The organism is Embleya sp. NPDC050493 (assembly GCF_044458105.1).
GTDB lineage: Bacteria > Actinomycetota > Actinomycetes > Streptomycetales > Streptomycetaceae > Embleya.
On the sequence record NZ_JBITHP010000005.1, the window covers coordinates 129,357 to 143,774 of the forward strand.

The following is a 14,418-nucleotide window of genomic DNA, read 5'->3' on the forward strand; positions in this document are numbered from 1 at the left end:
TTTCAGTACTGCAAATCGGCCGTTTCCGACCGGTTGGTGACGACGCGACCCCGTATGTACATCCGGAACCGCCCGTACCGCATTGACTACCAGGGAGAATGGTCTCAGATCCAGGGACCGCCGTCAGACGTTACGAAAGCGGTTGATGGCGTCGATATGCCGCGCTCGCATCTCGGCGTCCCGAACCCCCAGGCCCTCCTCCGGTGCAAGACACAGTACGCCCACCTTGCCCTGGTGCAGGTTCCGGTGGACGTCCCGGGCCGCCTGGGCGGTGTCTTCCAGAGCGTAGGTGCGCGACAACGTCGGGTGAATCTTACCCTTCGCCACCAGACGGTTCGCCTCCCACGCCTCCCGGTAGTTGGCGAAGTGCGAGCCGACGATGCGCTTCAGGCTCATCCACAGATAACGGTTGTCGTACTCGTGCATGTAACCCGACGTCGATGCGCAGGTCACGATGGTGCCGCCCTTGCGGGTGACGTACACGGAGGCGCCGAACGTCTCGCGACCCGGGTGCTCGAAGACGATGTCCACGTCCTCGCCGCCGGTGAGTTCGCGGATGCGCTTGCCGAACCGGTTCCATTCGCGCGGGTCCTGGGTGCGCTCGTCCTTCCAGAAGCGGAAGTCCTCGGCCCGGCGGTCGATCACCAGCTCGGCGCCCATGTCCCGACACAGTTGCGCCTTGTCCTCGGAGGACACCACGCAGATCGGCGTCGCGCCGCCGGCGAGGGCGAACTGGGTCGCGTACGAGCCCAGGCCGCCGGAGGCGCCCCAGATCAGCACGTTGTCGCCCTGCTTCATGCCGGCGCCGTTGCGCGAGACGAGCTGGCGGTACGCCGTCGAGTTGACCAGGCCCGGCGAGGCGGCCTCTTCCCACGACAGGTGTGCCGGCTTGGGCATCAGCTGGTTGCTCTTGACCAGGGCGATGTGCGCGAGGCCGCCGAAGTTGGTCTCGAAGCCCCAGATGCGCTGCTCGGGGTCGAGCATCGTGTCCGCGTGCCCGTCCGCGCTCTCCAGCTCGACCGACAGGCAGTGCGCGACCACCTCGTCGCCGGGCTTCCAGGCGTTGACCCCCGCGCCGGTGCGCAGGACGACACCCGCGAGGTCGGAGCCGACCACGTGGTAGGGCAGGTCGTGCCGCTTGGTCAGCTCCGAGTTGCGGCCGTACTTCTCCAGGAAGCGGAAGGTGGAGACCGGCTCGAAGAGCGAGGTCCACACGGTGTTGTAGTTGATTGCACTGGCCATCACGGCGACGAGGGCTTCGCCGGGGCCGAGTTCGGGCAGCGGCACGTCTTCGACGTGCAGCGACTGACGCGGATCCTTGTCCCGCGATTCCATGCCCTCGAACATCGTCTCCTCGTCCTTGTGGACGGTGACGGCGCGGTACGAGTCGGGAAGCGGGAGCGCTGCGTACGCCTCCTTGGGGGTGTCCCCCGCGAGGATGGCGTCGAGGATCTCCTTCATCGTCGGCCTCCATGGGTCGGCGTGTGAAGCATGGGACAACATGAGGGTTTGTTGAACTTTGCTGAACTTACCCGCCGGTAACGCTAGGCGGTCCGCACAAACCCGACAAGAGGCGGAGTCGCAGGAACTGCGCCGCTCGCTTGACGGGTTGTCGGGCGGGGCGAGGCATGGTCGGGGCCGGCGCCGCGTGCGGGATGTCGCGGGCGGTCGCCGGAATGCCGCGCGCCGGCGCGGGTGGAGCGCTCGGCTCAGTGCTCCGCGTCGGGCTTCGCGGCCGAGGTCACCAGCTCGGTGAGCACACCGTGACAGTCCTTGGGGTGCAGGAAAGTGATGCGCGAGCCCATGGAACCACGACGCGGCTCGTCGTACAGCACCCGCACGCCCTTGTCCTTGATCGCGGCCGAGTCCGCATCGACGTCGGCGGTGCCGAAGGCGATGTGGTGCACGCCCTCGCCGTTCTTGGCGAGCCACTTGGCGACGGTGGAGTCGTCCCGGATGGGCTCCAGCAACTGGAGGTAGGAGGCGCCGCCGTCCGAGGTCTCGTTGATCTTGAGCATCGCCTCGCGGACGCCCTGCTCCTCGTTGATCTCGGTGTGGAACACCTCGAAACCGTAGGTCGTTGTGTAGAACGCCACCGTCGCGTCGAGGTCGTGGCAGGCGATGCCGATGTGGTCGATACGCGTGAGCACCATGGCCTCCAAAGGCCTCTGGGAAATACCCGGGTTACCTGCGAGTAGATACCCGGTCCGTCCAAACGAGACTATGGGTGAGAGCCCACTCGGTTTGGGCGGCCCGACATGGTGGGTTCCGTCACATCGGAGCCCCCTGCCACGGTCGCGGCCCTTCCGGGTAGGTTCCGGAACAACTTCACGTCCGTCGCGGGGATGCCGCACGTCGTCCGGACCGCCTGGCGATGGCACCCCGACCATAAAGTTGTGGAGGCCACCCTCATGGCCGGTTCTGTCATCGTCGCCGGGGCCCGCACGCCCATGGGTCGTCTGCTCGGATCCCTCAAGGGCTTCTCCGGCACCGACCTCGGCGCCATCGCGATCAAGTCCGCGCTGGAGCGCGCGGGCATCACCGGAGACCAGGTCCAGTACGTGATCATGGGCCAGGTGCTCCAGGCGGGTGCCGGGCAGATGCCCGCCCGCCAGGCGTCGGTCAAGGCCGGCATCCCGATGAACGTGCCCTCCCTCACCGTCAACAAGGTCTGTCTCTCCGGCCTGGACGCGATCGCGCTGGCCGACCAGCTGATCCGCGCGGGCGAGTTCGACATCGTGGTCGCGGGCGGCATGGAGTCCATGACCAACGCCCCGCACCTGCTGCCGAAATCCCGGGAGGGCTTCAAGTACGGCGCGGTCGAGATGCTCGACGCGATGGCCTACGACGGGCTGACCGACGCGTTCGACAACATCCCGATGGGCGAGTCGACCGAGCACCACAACGGCAAGCTGAACATCTCGCGCGCGGAGCAGGACGAGGTGGCGGCGCTGTCGCACCAGCGGGCCGCCGCCGCCGCGAAGAACGGCGTCTTCGACGCCGAGATCGTGCCGGTGCAGATCCCGCAGCGGCGCGGCGAGCCGATCGCGTTCGCCACCGACGAGGGTGTGCGTCCGGACACCACCGCGGAGTCCCTGGGCAAGCTGCGCCCGGCGTTCACCAAGGACGGCACGATCACCGCGGGTTCGGCCTCGCAGATCTCCGACGGCGCCGCCGCCGTCGTGGTGATGAGCAAGGCCAAGGCCGAGGAGCTGGGCCTGGAGTGGCTGGCCGAGATCGGCGCGCACGGCAACGTCGCGGGCCCGGACAACTCGCTCCAGTCGCAGCCCTCGAACGCGATCAAGCACGCGCTGGGCAAGCAGGGCCTGAGCGTCGAGGACCTGGACCTGATCGAGATCAACGAGGCGTTCGCGGCGGTGGCCGTGCAGTCGATGCGCGACCTCGGGGTCGGCACCGACAAGGTCAACGTCAACGGCGGGGCGATCGCCCTGGGTCACCCGATCGGGATGTCCGGCGCCCGAGTGGTGCTGCACCTGGCACTCGAACTCAAGCGACGCGGCGGCGGCACCGGCGCGGCGGCGCTGTGCGGCGGCGGTGGCCAGGGCGACGCGCTGATCATCACGGTCCCGGGCAACTGAGCCGATCCGGTCGCCGCGCACCCGGGCCCGCGCCCGGACCCGGCGGGTGGTGCCGACCGGGCGGTTCCCGGTGATACACCCACCTGAAACGATCTCGGAGTCGCGTGGCGCACACCTGGGTGTGCGTCGCGCCGACTGCGGGGTCGTTTCGGCATATCCGAGCAGGGAAGCGGTGGCGCATGAGGTCGGGGATGGATGTCGCGACGTTGGTGGCCCAGGCCCGGGAGGGCAGGCCGAGGGCGGTCGCCCGGTTGATCTCGCTGGTCGAGGACGCGTCGCCGAAACTGCGCGAGGTGATGGCCGCGCTCGCGCCGTTGGCCGGCAACGCGTACGTGGTCGGGCTGACCGGATCACCCGGTGTGGGCAAGTCGACCTCCACCACCGCGCTGGTGAGCGCCTACCGCAGGCTGGGCCGGCGGGTGGGCGTGCTCGCGGTGGACCCGTCCTCGCCGTTCTCCGGCGGTGCGCTGCTCGGCGACCGGGTGCGGATGCAGGACCACGCGACCGACCCCGGGGTGTACATCCGCTCGATGGCCTCGCGCGGCCATCTGGGCGGCCTGTCCTGGTCCACCCCGCAGGCCCTGCGGGTGCTGGATGCGGCGGGCTGTGACGTGGTGATCGTGGAGACCGTCGGGGTGGGCCAGTCCGAGGTGGAGATCGCCTCGATGGCGGACAGCACGGTGGTGCTGCTCGCGCCCGGGATGGGGGACGGGATCCAGGCGGCCAAGGCCGGGATCCTGGAGATCGGCGATCTGTACGTGGTCAACAAGGCGGACCGGGACGGCGCGGCGACCACCGCGCGCGAACTCGGCCACATGCTCTCGCTGGGCGAGGCGCGCGGACCGGGGGACTGGCGTCCGCCGATCGTCAAGACGGTGGCCTCGCGCGGCGAGGGGGTCGACGAGGTGGTCGAGGCGCTGGAGAAGCACCGGGCCTGGATGGAGGCCGGCGGCGAGCTCACCCGGCGGCGCCGGCGCCGGGTGGCCGACGAGGTCGAGGCGATCGCGGTCACCGCGTTGCGGGCGCGGATCGGCGACCTGCGGGGTGGCCTGCGGCTCGATGCGCTTGCTGCGCGGGTGCTTTCGGGGGATTTGGATCCGTATGCGGCTGCGGACGAGTTGATCGCGGGGCTGGGGGGCTAGGCGGTCGCTGCCGCCGCCTCCGGCCCGGCCCGGTCGCGGGGCCGACGTCGGTCCGTCTTGTCGTCCTCAAGCGCCGGACGGGCTGACGGCTCGGCCCCGGTCGTTTGGCCGGCCGGGCTCGGCTTGGCGTCCTCAAACGCCGGACGGGCTGGTTTGGTGCCGGTCAGGTGAGGGTGCGGCGCCGGCGGGCCGGGCTGGGCTTGGCGTGGTCAAGCGGCGGGTTGGTTTGGTGCCGTTCGGGGTGAGGCTGCGGGCCGGCCGGCCGGGCTCGGCTTGGCGTCCTCAGACGCCGGACGAGCTGGTTTGGTGCCGGTCAGGTGAGGGTGCGGCGCCGGGGGCCGGGCTGGGCTTGGGGCAGGACGTGGGGCGGGTGGGTGGGCGGAGGTTTTCGGCCACTGCGCCGAAGGCTTCGCCGACGACCTGCTTCTGGGCGGGTGTCATCACGTCCATCAGGTGCTCGCGGACGCCCTCCACGTGTGTGGGCGCCGCGGCCTCGAGCACTCGCCAACCCTCCTCGGTGAGCACCGCGAAGGCGCCGCGCCGGTCGGTGGGACAGTTGCGGCGCGCCACCAGGCCGGCGTTCTCCATCCGGGTCATCTGATGCGAGAGTCGGCTCTTGGACTGCTGGGTCGCCTCGGCGAGATCGCTCAGCCGTACCTCCCGATCCGGGTGCTCGGAGAGCCGGACCAGGATCTGGTAGTCGTGCAGGGACAACCCGTGCGCGCGCTGGAGTTCACGCTCCAACCGCGGCGGCAGCATGTTGATCACGGCGATGATCTGGCGCCAGACCCACTGGTCTTCATCGCTCAGCCACCTGGGCTCGGCTTCGGTCATGTACAGAGAATACCGAAAATAGTTGAAGCTTGAATGATTTGGGTCGAGGCAGGCCACCGGCGCGTCGCGGCACGGCGACGGCGGCCGACCGGGCGCCATGCGCGCGGGGTACGCGCGCGGGGGCATGCGCGAGACGTGAGACAGCCACGTGACCGATCGGTAACCTCCACTACGCTCGGCCCGTGCCGAAGCCACTGAATCTCCCCTTCGATCCGATCACGCGTGCCGACGAGCACTGGCGAGAGCACTGGGGGGAGTGCCCGCCGATGGTCGCCATCACCTCGATCATGCGCGCCCAGCAGATCCTGCTCGCGGGCGCCGACGCGGTGCTCAAGCCGTACGGGCTGACCTTCGCCCGCTACGAGGCACTGGTGCTGCTCACCTTCAGCCGGACCGGATCGTTGCCGCTGTCCCGGATCGGCGAGCGGTTGATGGTCCACCCGACGAGTGTGACCAACACGATCGACCGCCTGGAGCAGGCCGAACTGGTCGCCCGCCGGCCGAACCCGCGGGACGGGCGGGGCGTGCTCGCGGTGATCACCGACAAGGGGCGCGACGTCACCGAGCGGGCCACCCGCGACCTGACCGCGCGCGAGTTCGGACTCGGCGCGTACACCCCGGAGCAGTGCGCCCAGTTGTTCGACCTGCTGCGGGTGTTGCGGGTGGACGCGGGCGACTTCCGGATCGAGGAGCCCGCGGCGGAGAACGCCTCGGCGCACACGCCGATCGTTGCGGAGCGTGACTCGGCCGACGCGTAGGCGGAGGGCGCCCCGACCGACGTGCGGTCCGAAGTACGGCCGACGCGACGCCCGGCATGTCCCGGCCGACACATAACGGTGGGAGGGGGCGGATTCGGGGACCCCGGTGGCGGCGACGTAAGCTGCATGCGCCATTGTGAAAAGCGGTCGACGAGGTCGTCGAAGCCGCCGTTACCGAAGGTGCTGCCGTGAAGCCTGTCGTATTGACCCGCTACCGGGTGATGGCCTGGATCACCGGGTGCATGCTCCTGGTCCTGTGCCTGTGCATGGTCCTCAAGTACGGGTTCGACACGGGCGAGAAGGCGACGCTCTACGTCAGCCAGGCACACGGTCTGCTCTTCATGATCTACCTGGTCGTCACCTTCGATCTCAGCAGCAAGATGAAGTGGAAGTTCGAGCGCATGCTGCTGATGATGGTCGCCGGCACGATCCCGCTCGCGTCGTTCTTCGCCGAGCGCAAGGCCGTCGAGGCGGTCCGGGAGCGCGGGCTGGAAACCGCCGGCGCCACCGCCTGAGGCGTCCACCCCCGCCGTACCGTCCGACCGACCCGTGGCCGCTCGGCCCGCTCGGCACACGTCATCGGCTCGCAGTCAGCCCGTTCCGCATCCGCTTCCCCCGAGGATCCCCATGCTTTCCACCGCTGTCGGCCGCTTCAAGGTGATCTCGATCGCCGAGGGCACGTCGTTCCTGCTCCTGCTCGTCTTCGGCTCGCTGCTGAGCCGGATCTCGGACATCAACCTGGTCATGCCGCTGGGCCTGCTGCACGCGGTCATGTTCATCCTGTACCTGCTGGCCATGATGGACGTGCGCACCAAGCTGTCCTGGGACAACAAGACCACGCTGCTGGCCTTCATCGCGGCGATCCCGCCGTTCGGCCCGTTCGTCTTCGACTACAAGATGAAGCACAAGCTGGTCGAGCCGACCGCCGCGCCGGCTGCCGCCTGAGCGGTCGCCGGTCGGGGCCGTGCCCCGGCTCCCGGTGTTTTCGAAGCCTCCGACGTTCCGTCGGGGGCTTCGGTGTTTTCGGGGCCGTTCGCGGAGTCGGTTCCGGGTCGTGGACATTTACTAGGACGTCCTAGTAATTTTCTCGTGCCGCGCGGGAATGGGTCCTACGACGACGGCAGCGGACAGGAGCCACGTGAACACCGAGGACATCGAAGAGGGTCGGCGGCGCTGGCAGGACCGGTACGACAAGGTCCGCAACGACGGCATGCGCCGCACCACGCTCTCCGAACTTGAGGTCGAACCGGTCTACGGGCCGCCCGCCGACCAGCCCTACGAGGGCTTCGAACGGATCGGCTGGCCGGGCGAATTTCCCTACACCCGCGGTCTGTACGCGACCGGCTATCGCGGCCGGGCGTGGACCATCCGGCAGTTCGCCGGATTCGGCAACGCCGAACAGACCAACGAGCGCTACCGGATGATCCTGGCGAACGGCGGCGGCGGCCTCTCGGTCGCGTTCGACATGCCCACGCTGATGGGCCGTGACAGCGACGACGAGCGCTCGCTCGGCGAGGTCGGGCACTGCGGGGTCGCGGTGGACTCGGCGGCCGACATGGACGTGCTCTTCCGCGACATCCCGCTCGGCGACGTGACCACGTCGATGACCATCTCGGGGCCGGCCGTGCCGGCGTTCTGCATGTACCTGGTGGCGGCCGAACGACAGGGCGTGGACATCGGCACGCTCAACGGCACGCTGCAGACCGACATCTTCAAGGAGTACATCGCGCAGAAGGAGTGGCTGTTCGCTCCCGAGCCGCATCTGCGCCTGATCGGCGACCTGATGGAGTACTGCGCGGCCGAGATCCCGGCGTACAAGCCGCTCTCGGTGTCGGGCTACCACATCCGCGAGGCCGGGGCGACGGCCGCGCAGGAACTCGCGTACACGCTGGCCAACGGCTTCGGCTATGTCGAGCTGGGGCTGTCGCGCGGGATGGACGTCGACGTCTTCGCGCCCGGGTTGTCGTTCTTCTTCGACGCGCACGTGGACTTCTTCGAGGAGATCGCCAAGTTCCGCGCGGCGCGTCGGATCTGGGCGCGGTGGATGCGCGACGTGTACGGCGCCAAGACCGCGAAGGCGCAGTGGTTGCGCTTCCACACCCAGACGGCCGGTGTCTCGCTGACCGCGCAGCAGCCGTACAACAACGTGGTGCGCACCGCGGTCGAGGCGCTCGCGGCGGTGCTCGGCGGCACCAACTCGCTGCACACGAACGCGCTGGACGAGACGTTGGCGCTGCCGAGTGAGCAGGCCGCGGAGATCGCGCTGCGCACCCAGCAGGTGCTGATGGAGGAGACCGGGGTCGCGGCGGTGGCCGACCCGCTGGGCGGGTCCTGGTACGTCGAGGCGCTGACGGACCGGCTGGAGGCCGAGGCGGAGGCGACGTTCGCGCGGATCCGTGAACTGGGCGAGACGTCGCCGCACCCGATCGGGCCGATGACGTCCGGCATCCTGCGCGGCATCGAGGACGGGTGGTTCACCGGGGAGATCGCCGAGTCGGCGTTCCGGTACCAGCGGGCCGTGGAGAAGGGCGACAAGCGGGTGGTGGGGGTCAACTGCCACGAGGGCTCGGTGACCGGTGACCTGGAGATCATGCGGGTCAGCCACGAGGTCGAGCGGGACCAGGTGTCGGCGCTTGCGGTGCGGCGGGGCGCGCGGGACGAGGCGGCGGTGACTGCGGCGTTGTCCGCGATGCGGGGCGTTGCACGCGGCTCGGGGAATTTGGTGCCGCCGATGTTGGCGGCGGCTCGGGTGGAGGCGACGGTCGGGGAGATCTGCGATGTCCTTCGGGAGGAGTGGGGCACATATACGGAGCCGGCTCGGTTCTGACGGGGTCGGGCGTGGCCTCGCGTGCGGCATCGGTGGCCTCATGCGCACGTTGGGCGGGGCTGCTTGGCCTCATGCGCCGGCCGGGCTGATTTGGCCTCAAACGCCGGCCTGGCTGGTTCGCCTCATGCGCCGGCGGGGCTGAGTGGCCTCAAGCGCCGGCCGGGCTGCTTCGCCTCAAGCGCCGGCGGGGCTGAGTGGCCTCAAGCGCCGGCCGGGCTGCTTCGCCTCAAGCGCCGGCGGGGCTGGGTGGCCTCAAGCGCCGGCCGGGCTGCTTCGCCTCAAGCGCCGGCGGGGCTGAGTGGCCTCATGCGCCGGCCGGGCTGCTTCGCCTCAAGCGCCGGCGGGGCTGAGTGGCCTCAAGCGCCGGCCGGGCTGCTTGGTCTCGTGACCGGCTGGGGGTCTTATGTGGCGGCTCGGGTGGGTGGGGTGGGTTGGGGGAGCATGCCGGTTACTACGAAAGTGGTGAAGCGTTGGACCCAGGCGTCGGAGGCGGGTTCGGCGCTTACCAGGATGTGTTGGACCACCGTGCCGGCGATGATGTCGAAGACCAGGTCGACGTCTATGTCACCCGGGGCGGTGATTTCGCCTCGGGTCTCGGCGCGGGCGCGGCCCTCCAGGACGAGGCGTTTTTGTGGGTCGACGACCTCTTCGCGGATGCGTCGGCGCAGGGCCGGGTCGCTGGTGGAGTCGGCGACCAGGCCCATCAGGGCCGTGCGCATGTCCGGGCGGCCCAGGAGTGCGGCGAAGCGGCGGACCACGTCCTCGACGTCCGCGCGTAGATCCGGACCCTGATCCGGCAGTTCGAGGGTGCCGAGCATTTCCGCGACCGCGGCGATGGCCAGGTCGTGCTTGGAGTGCCAGCGGCGGTACAGCGTGGTCTTGGCCACGCCCGCTCGTGCGGCGACGTCCCCCATGGTCAGCCCGGCCCATCCGCCGTCGGCCAGCAACGAGCGCGCCGCGTCCAGGATCGCGTCGTCCGCGGTGGTGCTGCGCGGGCGTCCCTTGCGCTGCATGGGCGGGTCGTGCGGGTGGTCTCCGGCCGATTCGTCGTACACGGTCGGTCATGTTACCGATTGGTAAGGTGCGCGGCGGTGGTGCAACTCACATCCGTCATTGCGGATCGTACGGTCGCATTCTCCCCGGCGCGCCCCTTACGCTACGAGCCGTAGCAAATCGCGGTGCCTGGATGGGGATTCGAGCACACGATCGCGACTGACGACCCGTCAAGGGTCGTCGTCCGTCCCGGGGCCCGCATCCTGCGGGGACCGGGACGCGACGAGGCTTCGGCATGCGCCGGTGGGTCGCCCCGTGCATCGTTCGACTCGCTCTCGGGGGAAGATGTCTACATGCAGCCACGGAACATGTCCATGCGCGGAGTAGTCGACCTCGGTGCGGTCAAGGCCGCCGCCGACAACGCCGCCAAGCGTGCGGCCGCGCCGGCCGGGAAGCCCGCCGCCGCGTCCGGTGCCCAACGGGTCGTCATCGACGTCACCGAGGCCACCTTCGAGACCGATGTGCTCGCGCTCTCCCAACAGGCCCCCGTCGTGATCGACTTCTGGGCCGAGTGGTGCCAGCCGTGCAAACAGCTGAGCCCGCTGCTGGAGCGTCTGGCCGAGGAATACGCCGGCCGCTTCGTGCTCGCCAAGATCGACGTCGACGCCAACCCGCGTCTCGCCCAGGAGTTCGGCATCCAGGGCATCCCCGCCGTGATGGCGGTCCTGGGTGGTCAACTCGCTCCGCTGTTCCAGGGTGTGGTGCCCGAGCAGCAGGCCCGGCAGGTGCTGGACCAGCTCGTCCAGCTCGGTGAGGAGCGCTTCGGCCTGACCGGCGTCGTGGTCGACGGCGAGCCCGCCGACGCGCCCGCCGAGGCCGAGGAGGAGCCCGCCGGCGACCCGCTGCTGGCAGCCGCCGACGAGGCGCTGGAGGCCGGCGATCTGGACGGCGCGGCCCAGGCGTTCCGCAACGTGCTCTCCGACCACCCGGCGCACGCCGAGGCCAAGCTCGGCCTGATCAACACCGAACTCCTGCTGCGCACCCAGGGCGTGGACGCGGACAAGGCCCGCGTGGACGCCGCCGAGCGCCCGGACGACGTCGCGGCGCAGACGCTCGCGGCCGACCTGGACGTCCTGGACGGTCGCGCGGACGAGGCGTTCGCCCGGCTGGTGGAGACCGTGCGGCGAACGGCGGGCGACGACCGGAACAAGGCGCGCCTGCACCTGCTCGACCTGTTCGAGATCGTCGGTGCGGACGACCCGAGGGTGCCCAAGGCGCGCATGGCGCTGGCCGGCGTGCTCTTCTGATCCTGCACCTTCGATCCTGCGATCCTTGGCTTCGGCACCTCCGGTCCTGCGCCTCCCGATCCTGCGCAGGCACTCGGTTCGTCGATGAGGCCCCGGCCGTTCTCGTGCTCGAGAGCGGTCGGGGCTTTGGTCTTTACCCATCTTTGACTATGGGTCATTTCCCTTGCCCTGCGTGGCATTTGGTGACTTACGGGTGACCCTGTAGCGGACTTATCCGGCCAAATCGCACCACCCGATGCCGGTGTCGATGCCGCGCTGTGACCCGGCCGTGAGTGCCGTCCCGGAGTCGGCGTTACTCGCCGGTAACGAACCTCTTGTGTGCCGGCCCGGTCGTGAAAGATGATCGGGCCGCTCGATCCGTGTCCCATTCGCCCCGGCAGCCGGTCGGTGGCTCGGGCGCGGACCTCCCCATCCAGGCCGTGCCGGTCCGTCCCAGGACAGGCAGGCCCTCCCTCCATGCCCCGCCACGTGCGGCCCTGGTCCGCACGAGGAGGGGATTCTGTCCCGAGGAGGACCATGGACAAGAAGGTTCAGGCGGGTAGCGGCAAGACTCGCTGGAAGCGGTTCGGCATCACCCTCATACCGGTCGCGGCCATGACCGTCGGTGTGTTCGCGGGGGTCGCCAACGGTGTCGTGCCGGTCAACATCACGGTGTCCGGTGGCAACTTCAAGGTGCACGCGGACGAGATGGACGCCACCGACTTCTCGCAGTACGGCGAGGCGCTCAAGCGCAAGAACGGCGCCGACGTGCCGGTGGCCACGGCGGCACTCGGCACCGCGCAGATCACCAACATGTGTCAGTCGGTGCGCGTGCCCGGCACTCCGCTCGTCATGCAGATCAAGGCGGGCGGGAACGGTCGGCCCGCGAAGGCCGAGAACATGACGCTCTCGATGGATTCGCTCGACGGCGACGCCTACTTCGAGAACATCGACATCGGCGTGGACGCGTCGACCATGGGCAAGGACAACGGCGTTCCGTGGGCCAAGGGTCCCAAGGACATCGGCAACGGTGCCCCGAACATGTTCGGCCAACAGGCCACCAAGGCGAAGTTCACCAACGTGAACCAGTCCGCGTGGATGGTCCAGGCAGGCAAGTTCTGGCTCAACGACCTGCACCTGAAGGTCGGCGGCCCGAGCCTGGAGTGCTTCTGACGCATCGTCGGCTGCGGGGGGCAGGTCCGCCCGCAGCCGGTCCGCGATACCGCAGCAACACTCCAGGGAGTCGAGAGTGACCGCAGAACAGCGGCAACCCAGCGCGCTGGGACGTGGATGGCAGGCGTTTCGCAGTTGGCGCAAGGAACGGCCCTTCTGGGCCGGGCTCTTCACGATCCTGGGTTCCGGCCCGATCCTGTGGGCGCCCTACGCGACACTCAGCGCCGGTGACATCACCTTCAAGATCACCCAGATGGGCGGCGTCTCGGCGATCTTCATCGGCGCGATCCTGATCCTGTCCGGGATTGCGATCTGGCTGAACCCCAAGGCCAGGGTGTACATCGGGATCTTCGTGATCCTCGTGTCGCTGGTGTCGTTCGTCGTCGCCACCTTCGGTGGGTTCTTCGTCGGGATGTTGTGCGGCCTGATCGGCGGCACGCTCGCGATCTCGTGGGTGTACCTGCCGGCGGGCGAGGAAACCGGCGAGGACCGCCCGGATGACGACGACGGCGGCAGCGGGGACGAACGAGTTCCCGACGAAACGTTGGTCGAGGACGGCTTCCTCGCGCAGGCTCTGAACGGAAAGGCCCCTGATGCCCCGGGGGAAGCATCGACCGGGTCGGAGACCGACCGGCCCGGTGACGGTTCCCGAGGGGCGGCCTCGCCGCGGGTGGCGCTGGCGACGATCGCGACGGCCATGATCGGCGTCGTGGGTGTCGTCGGCATCGCCCAGGCCTCGCCCAGCGATGAACTGCCGAGCAACCCGTACGCGGACGGTCCGTGCGTTTCGGCGAGTCCCACGACTTCGTCGAGCACGTCGGCGCCGCCGAGCACGGCGAGCACGGCGCCGAGCACGGCCCCCGCCAAGTCGGTAGCCTCCACGCCGGCCGGCAAGGCGGGGCAACCCGCCGCGGCGACGTCCCTCCCGGCGGCCGAAACCAGGGCGTCGGAGTCGAAGTCGCCGCAAGGGGGGACGCCGGCACCGAAGTTGCCCGAACTCAAGCTGCCCGAGCTGAAATTGCCCGAGTTGACCCTGCCCGGTCTCCCGGGGCTCGGGTTGCCCGGGATCAAGCTTCCGTCCAAGGCATCGACCGCACCGACGGTGCCCGTCGCGCCGGTCGCTCCGGTGGAGGCTGCGCCGTCGGCACTCGCGACGACCACGCCGCCCGCGACGGTGGCGGCCACGCCCTCCGGCAAGGCCGCGACGCGGTCCGCCACGACATCGGCGAAACCGTCCGCCACGTCGTCCCCGACCAAGCCGACGAACGGTAAGACGCCGTTTCCGTGCCCGATCGAGGGCCCGGTCGAGGCCAAGGCCGGATCCGGCGAACCGCCGGTCGCGGTCGACCCGTTCGTGCTCAGATCCAACCTGCTGGCGATGGCGGGTCTGAACTACGAAGGCGTGGTGAAGGTGAAGACCCTCCAAGGGACCGAGGAACCGGCACTGAAGTTCACCGTCTCGAAGGGGATCGACATCTGGAACCTTTCGATGACGGTGAAGGAAGCGTCGGGCAAGGACGTCGCCATCACGGCCCGAGAGGGCAGCAAGTCCTGGATGGAAGCGGATACGAAGACGACGATGTACGTCAAGTACCTCAAGGGCAACATCTTCGGAGTCGTTCCGATCACCTTCACCCCGGACAGTCCGCCCCCGATCAACGTTCCCGTCGTGTTCTTCACCAACGTGGAGTCCGCGATGTACACACAGTTGGGTGGTCGGATGCACATACCCGGGTACGGGATCAACAAGGATCACATTCGACAGTGACTCGGCTCCGCCGATCGCCGTCATGCGATGCGCCCCGG

13 protein-coding genes are annotated in these 14,418 nt (G+C 69.2%); 9 read left to right on the forward strand and 4 right to left on the reverse strand.

Features of this window, described 5'->3' with window-relative positions; genetic code table 11:
* Window positions 1–123: 123 nt before the first annotated feature.
* On the reverse strand, window positions 124–1,461 hold the full coding sequence (gene ccrA / locus ACIBM5_RS12685; protein WP_396006861.1) for a crotonyl-CoA carboxylase/reductase: 1,338 nt from the start codon (window positions 1,459–1,461) through the stop codon (window positions 124–126).
* Between the two features lie 248 nt (window positions 1,462–1,709).
* Window positions 1,710–2,150 (reverse strand): methylmalonyl-CoA epimerase, encoded by a 441-nt coding sequence (mce, locus tag ACIBM5_RS12690; RefSeq protein WP_396007094.1) that lies wholly within the window; start codon window positions 2,148–2,150, stop codon window positions 1,710–1,712.
* Between the two features lie 261 nt (window positions 2,151–2,411).
* Here mce and ACIBM5_RS12695 point away from each other — a divergent pair, with 261 nt between their 5' ends.
* The gene (locus ACIBM5_RS12695) at window positions 2,412–3,599 is read left to right on the forward strand and encodes an acetyl-CoA C-acetyltransferase (protein WP_396006863.1); all 1,188 of its coding nucleotides are present in this window, start codon (window positions 2,412–2,414) and stop codon (window positions 3,597–3,599) included.
* Window positions 3,600–3,790: 191 nt separating this feature from the next.
* A complete protein-coding gene (gene meaB, locus ACIBM5_RS12700) occupies window positions 3,791–4,741 on the forward strand; it encodes a methylmalonyl Co-A mutase-associated GTPase MeaB (protein WP_391581265.1) in 951 nt (316 codons plus the stop codon).
* Window positions 4,742–5,023: 282 nt separating this feature from the next.
* Here the strand turns inward: meaB and ACIBM5_RS12705 are convergent, their stop codons facing one another.
* A complete protein-coding gene (locus ACIBM5_RS12705; protein ID WP_396006864.1) occupies window positions 5,024–5,575 on the reverse strand; it encodes a MarR family winged helix-turn-helix transcriptional regulator in 552 nt (183 codons plus the stop codon).
* Between the two features lie 182 nt (window positions 5,576–5,757).
* Between ACIBM5_RS12705 and ACIBM5_RS12710 the strand changes: the two genes are divergently transcribed.
* The 4 genes from ACIBM5_RS12710 to ACIBM5_RS12725 all read left to right on the forward strand — a co-directional run bounded on the left by ACIBM5_RS12710 (window position 5,758) and on the right by ACIBM5_RS12725 (window position 9,160).
* A complete protein-coding gene (locus tag ACIBM5_RS12710; protein WP_391581267.1) occupies window positions 5,758–6,333 on the forward strand; it encodes a MarR family winged helix-turn-helix transcriptional regulator in 576 nt (191 codons plus the stop codon).
* 188 nt (window positions 6,334–6,521) lie between these two features.
* Window positions 6,522–6,848 (forward strand): DUF3817 domain-containing protein, encoded by a 327-nt coding sequence (locus ACIBM5_RS12715; protein WP_026219233.1) that lies wholly within the window; start codon window positions 6,522–6,524, stop codon window positions 6,846–6,848.
* A gap of 112 nt (window positions 6,849–6,960) precedes the next feature.
* Window positions 6,961–7,278, forward strand: coding sequence for a DUF3817 domain-containing protein (locus ACIBM5_RS12720; protein ID WP_391581269.1), 318 nt, complete (start codon window positions 6,961–6,963; stop codon window positions 7,276–7,278).
* A 157-nt stretch (window positions 7,279–7,435) separates the two neighbouring features.
* Entirely contained in the window at window positions 7,436–9,160 is a 1,725-nt protein-coding gene (locus ACIBM5_RS12725; RefSeq protein ID WP_396006866.1) for a methylmalonyl-CoA mutase, read from the forward strand.
* Window positions 9,161–9,561: 401 nt separating this feature from the next.
* Here ACIBM5_RS12725 and ACIBM5_RS12730 read toward each other — a convergent pair whose 3' ends face one another.
* Window positions 9,562–10,215: a TetR/AcrR family transcriptional regulator gene (locus ACIBM5_RS12730; protein ID WP_396006867.1), complete on the reverse strand. Its 654-nt coding sequence runs from the start codon at window positions 10,213–10,215 to the stop codon at window positions 9,562–9,564.
* A 291-nt stretch (window positions 10,216–10,506) separates the two neighbouring features.
* Between ACIBM5_RS12730 and ACIBM5_RS12735 the strand changes: the two genes are divergently transcribed.
* The 3 genes from ACIBM5_RS12735 to ACIBM5_RS12745 all read left to right on the forward strand — a co-directional run bounded on the left by ACIBM5_RS12735 (window position 10,507) and on the right by ACIBM5_RS12745 (window position 14,380).
* Complete coding sequence (locus ACIBM5_RS12735; protein ID WP_391581272.1) at window positions 10,507–11,460, forward strand: tetratricopeptide repeat protein; 954 nt, start codon at window positions 10,507–10,509, stop codon at window positions 11,458–11,460.
* Window positions 11,461–11,976: 516 nt separating this feature from the next.
* Window positions 11,977–12,612 carry a DUF6230 family protein gene (locus tag ACIBM5_RS12740; protein ID WP_020555424.1) on the forward strand — a complete coding sequence of 212 codons (636 nt, stop codon included), beginning with the start codon at window positions 11,977–11,979 and terminating at the stop codon, window positions 12,610–12,612.
* 76 nt (window positions 12,613–12,688) lie between these two features.
* Window positions 12,689–14,380: a DUF6114 domain-containing protein gene (locus tag ACIBM5_RS12745; RefSeq protein WP_396006868.1), complete on the forward strand. Its 1,692-nt coding sequence runs from the start codon at window positions 12,689–12,691 to the stop codon at window positions 14,378–14,380.
* Window positions 14,381–14,418: the final 38 nt, after the last annotated feature.

What these genes read in the sequence shown, in the direction of transcription:
- ccrA (WP_396006861.1), bottom strand. Translation starts at nt 1,461, where the DNA reads ATGAAGGAGATCCTCGACGCCATCCTCGCGGGGGACACCCCCAAGGAG.
- ACIBM5_RS12695 (WP_396006863.1), top strand. Translation starts at nt 2,412, where the DNA reads ATGGCCGGTTCTGTCATCGTCGCCGGGGCCCGCACGCCCATGGGTCGT.
- meaB (WP_391581265.1), top strand. Translation starts at nt 3,791, where the DNA reads ATGGATGTCGCGACGTTGGTGGCCCAGGCCCGGGAGGGCAGGCCGAGG.
- ACIBM5_RS12705 (WP_396006864.1), bottom strand. Translation starts at nt 5,575, where the DNA reads ATGACCGAAGCCGAGCCCAGGTGGCTGAGCGATGAAGACCAGTGGGTC.
- ACIBM5_RS12720 (WP_391581269.1), top strand. Translation starts at nt 6,961, where the DNA reads ATGCTTTCCACCGCTGTCGGCCGCTTCAAGGTGATCTCGATCGCCGAG.
- ACIBM5_RS12725 (WP_396006866.1), top strand. Translation starts at nt 7,436, where the DNA reads ATGGGTCCTACGACGACGGCAGCGGACAGGAGCCACGTGAACACCGAG.
- ACIBM5_RS12735 (WP_391581272.1), top strand. Translation starts at nt 10,507, where the DNA reads ATGCAGCCACGGAACATGTCCATGCGCGGAGTAGTCGACCTCGGTGCG.
- ACIBM5_RS12740 (WP_020555424.1), top strand. Translation starts at nt 11,977, where the DNA reads ATGGACAAGAAGGTTCAGGCGGGTAGCGGCAAGACTCGCTGGAAGCGG.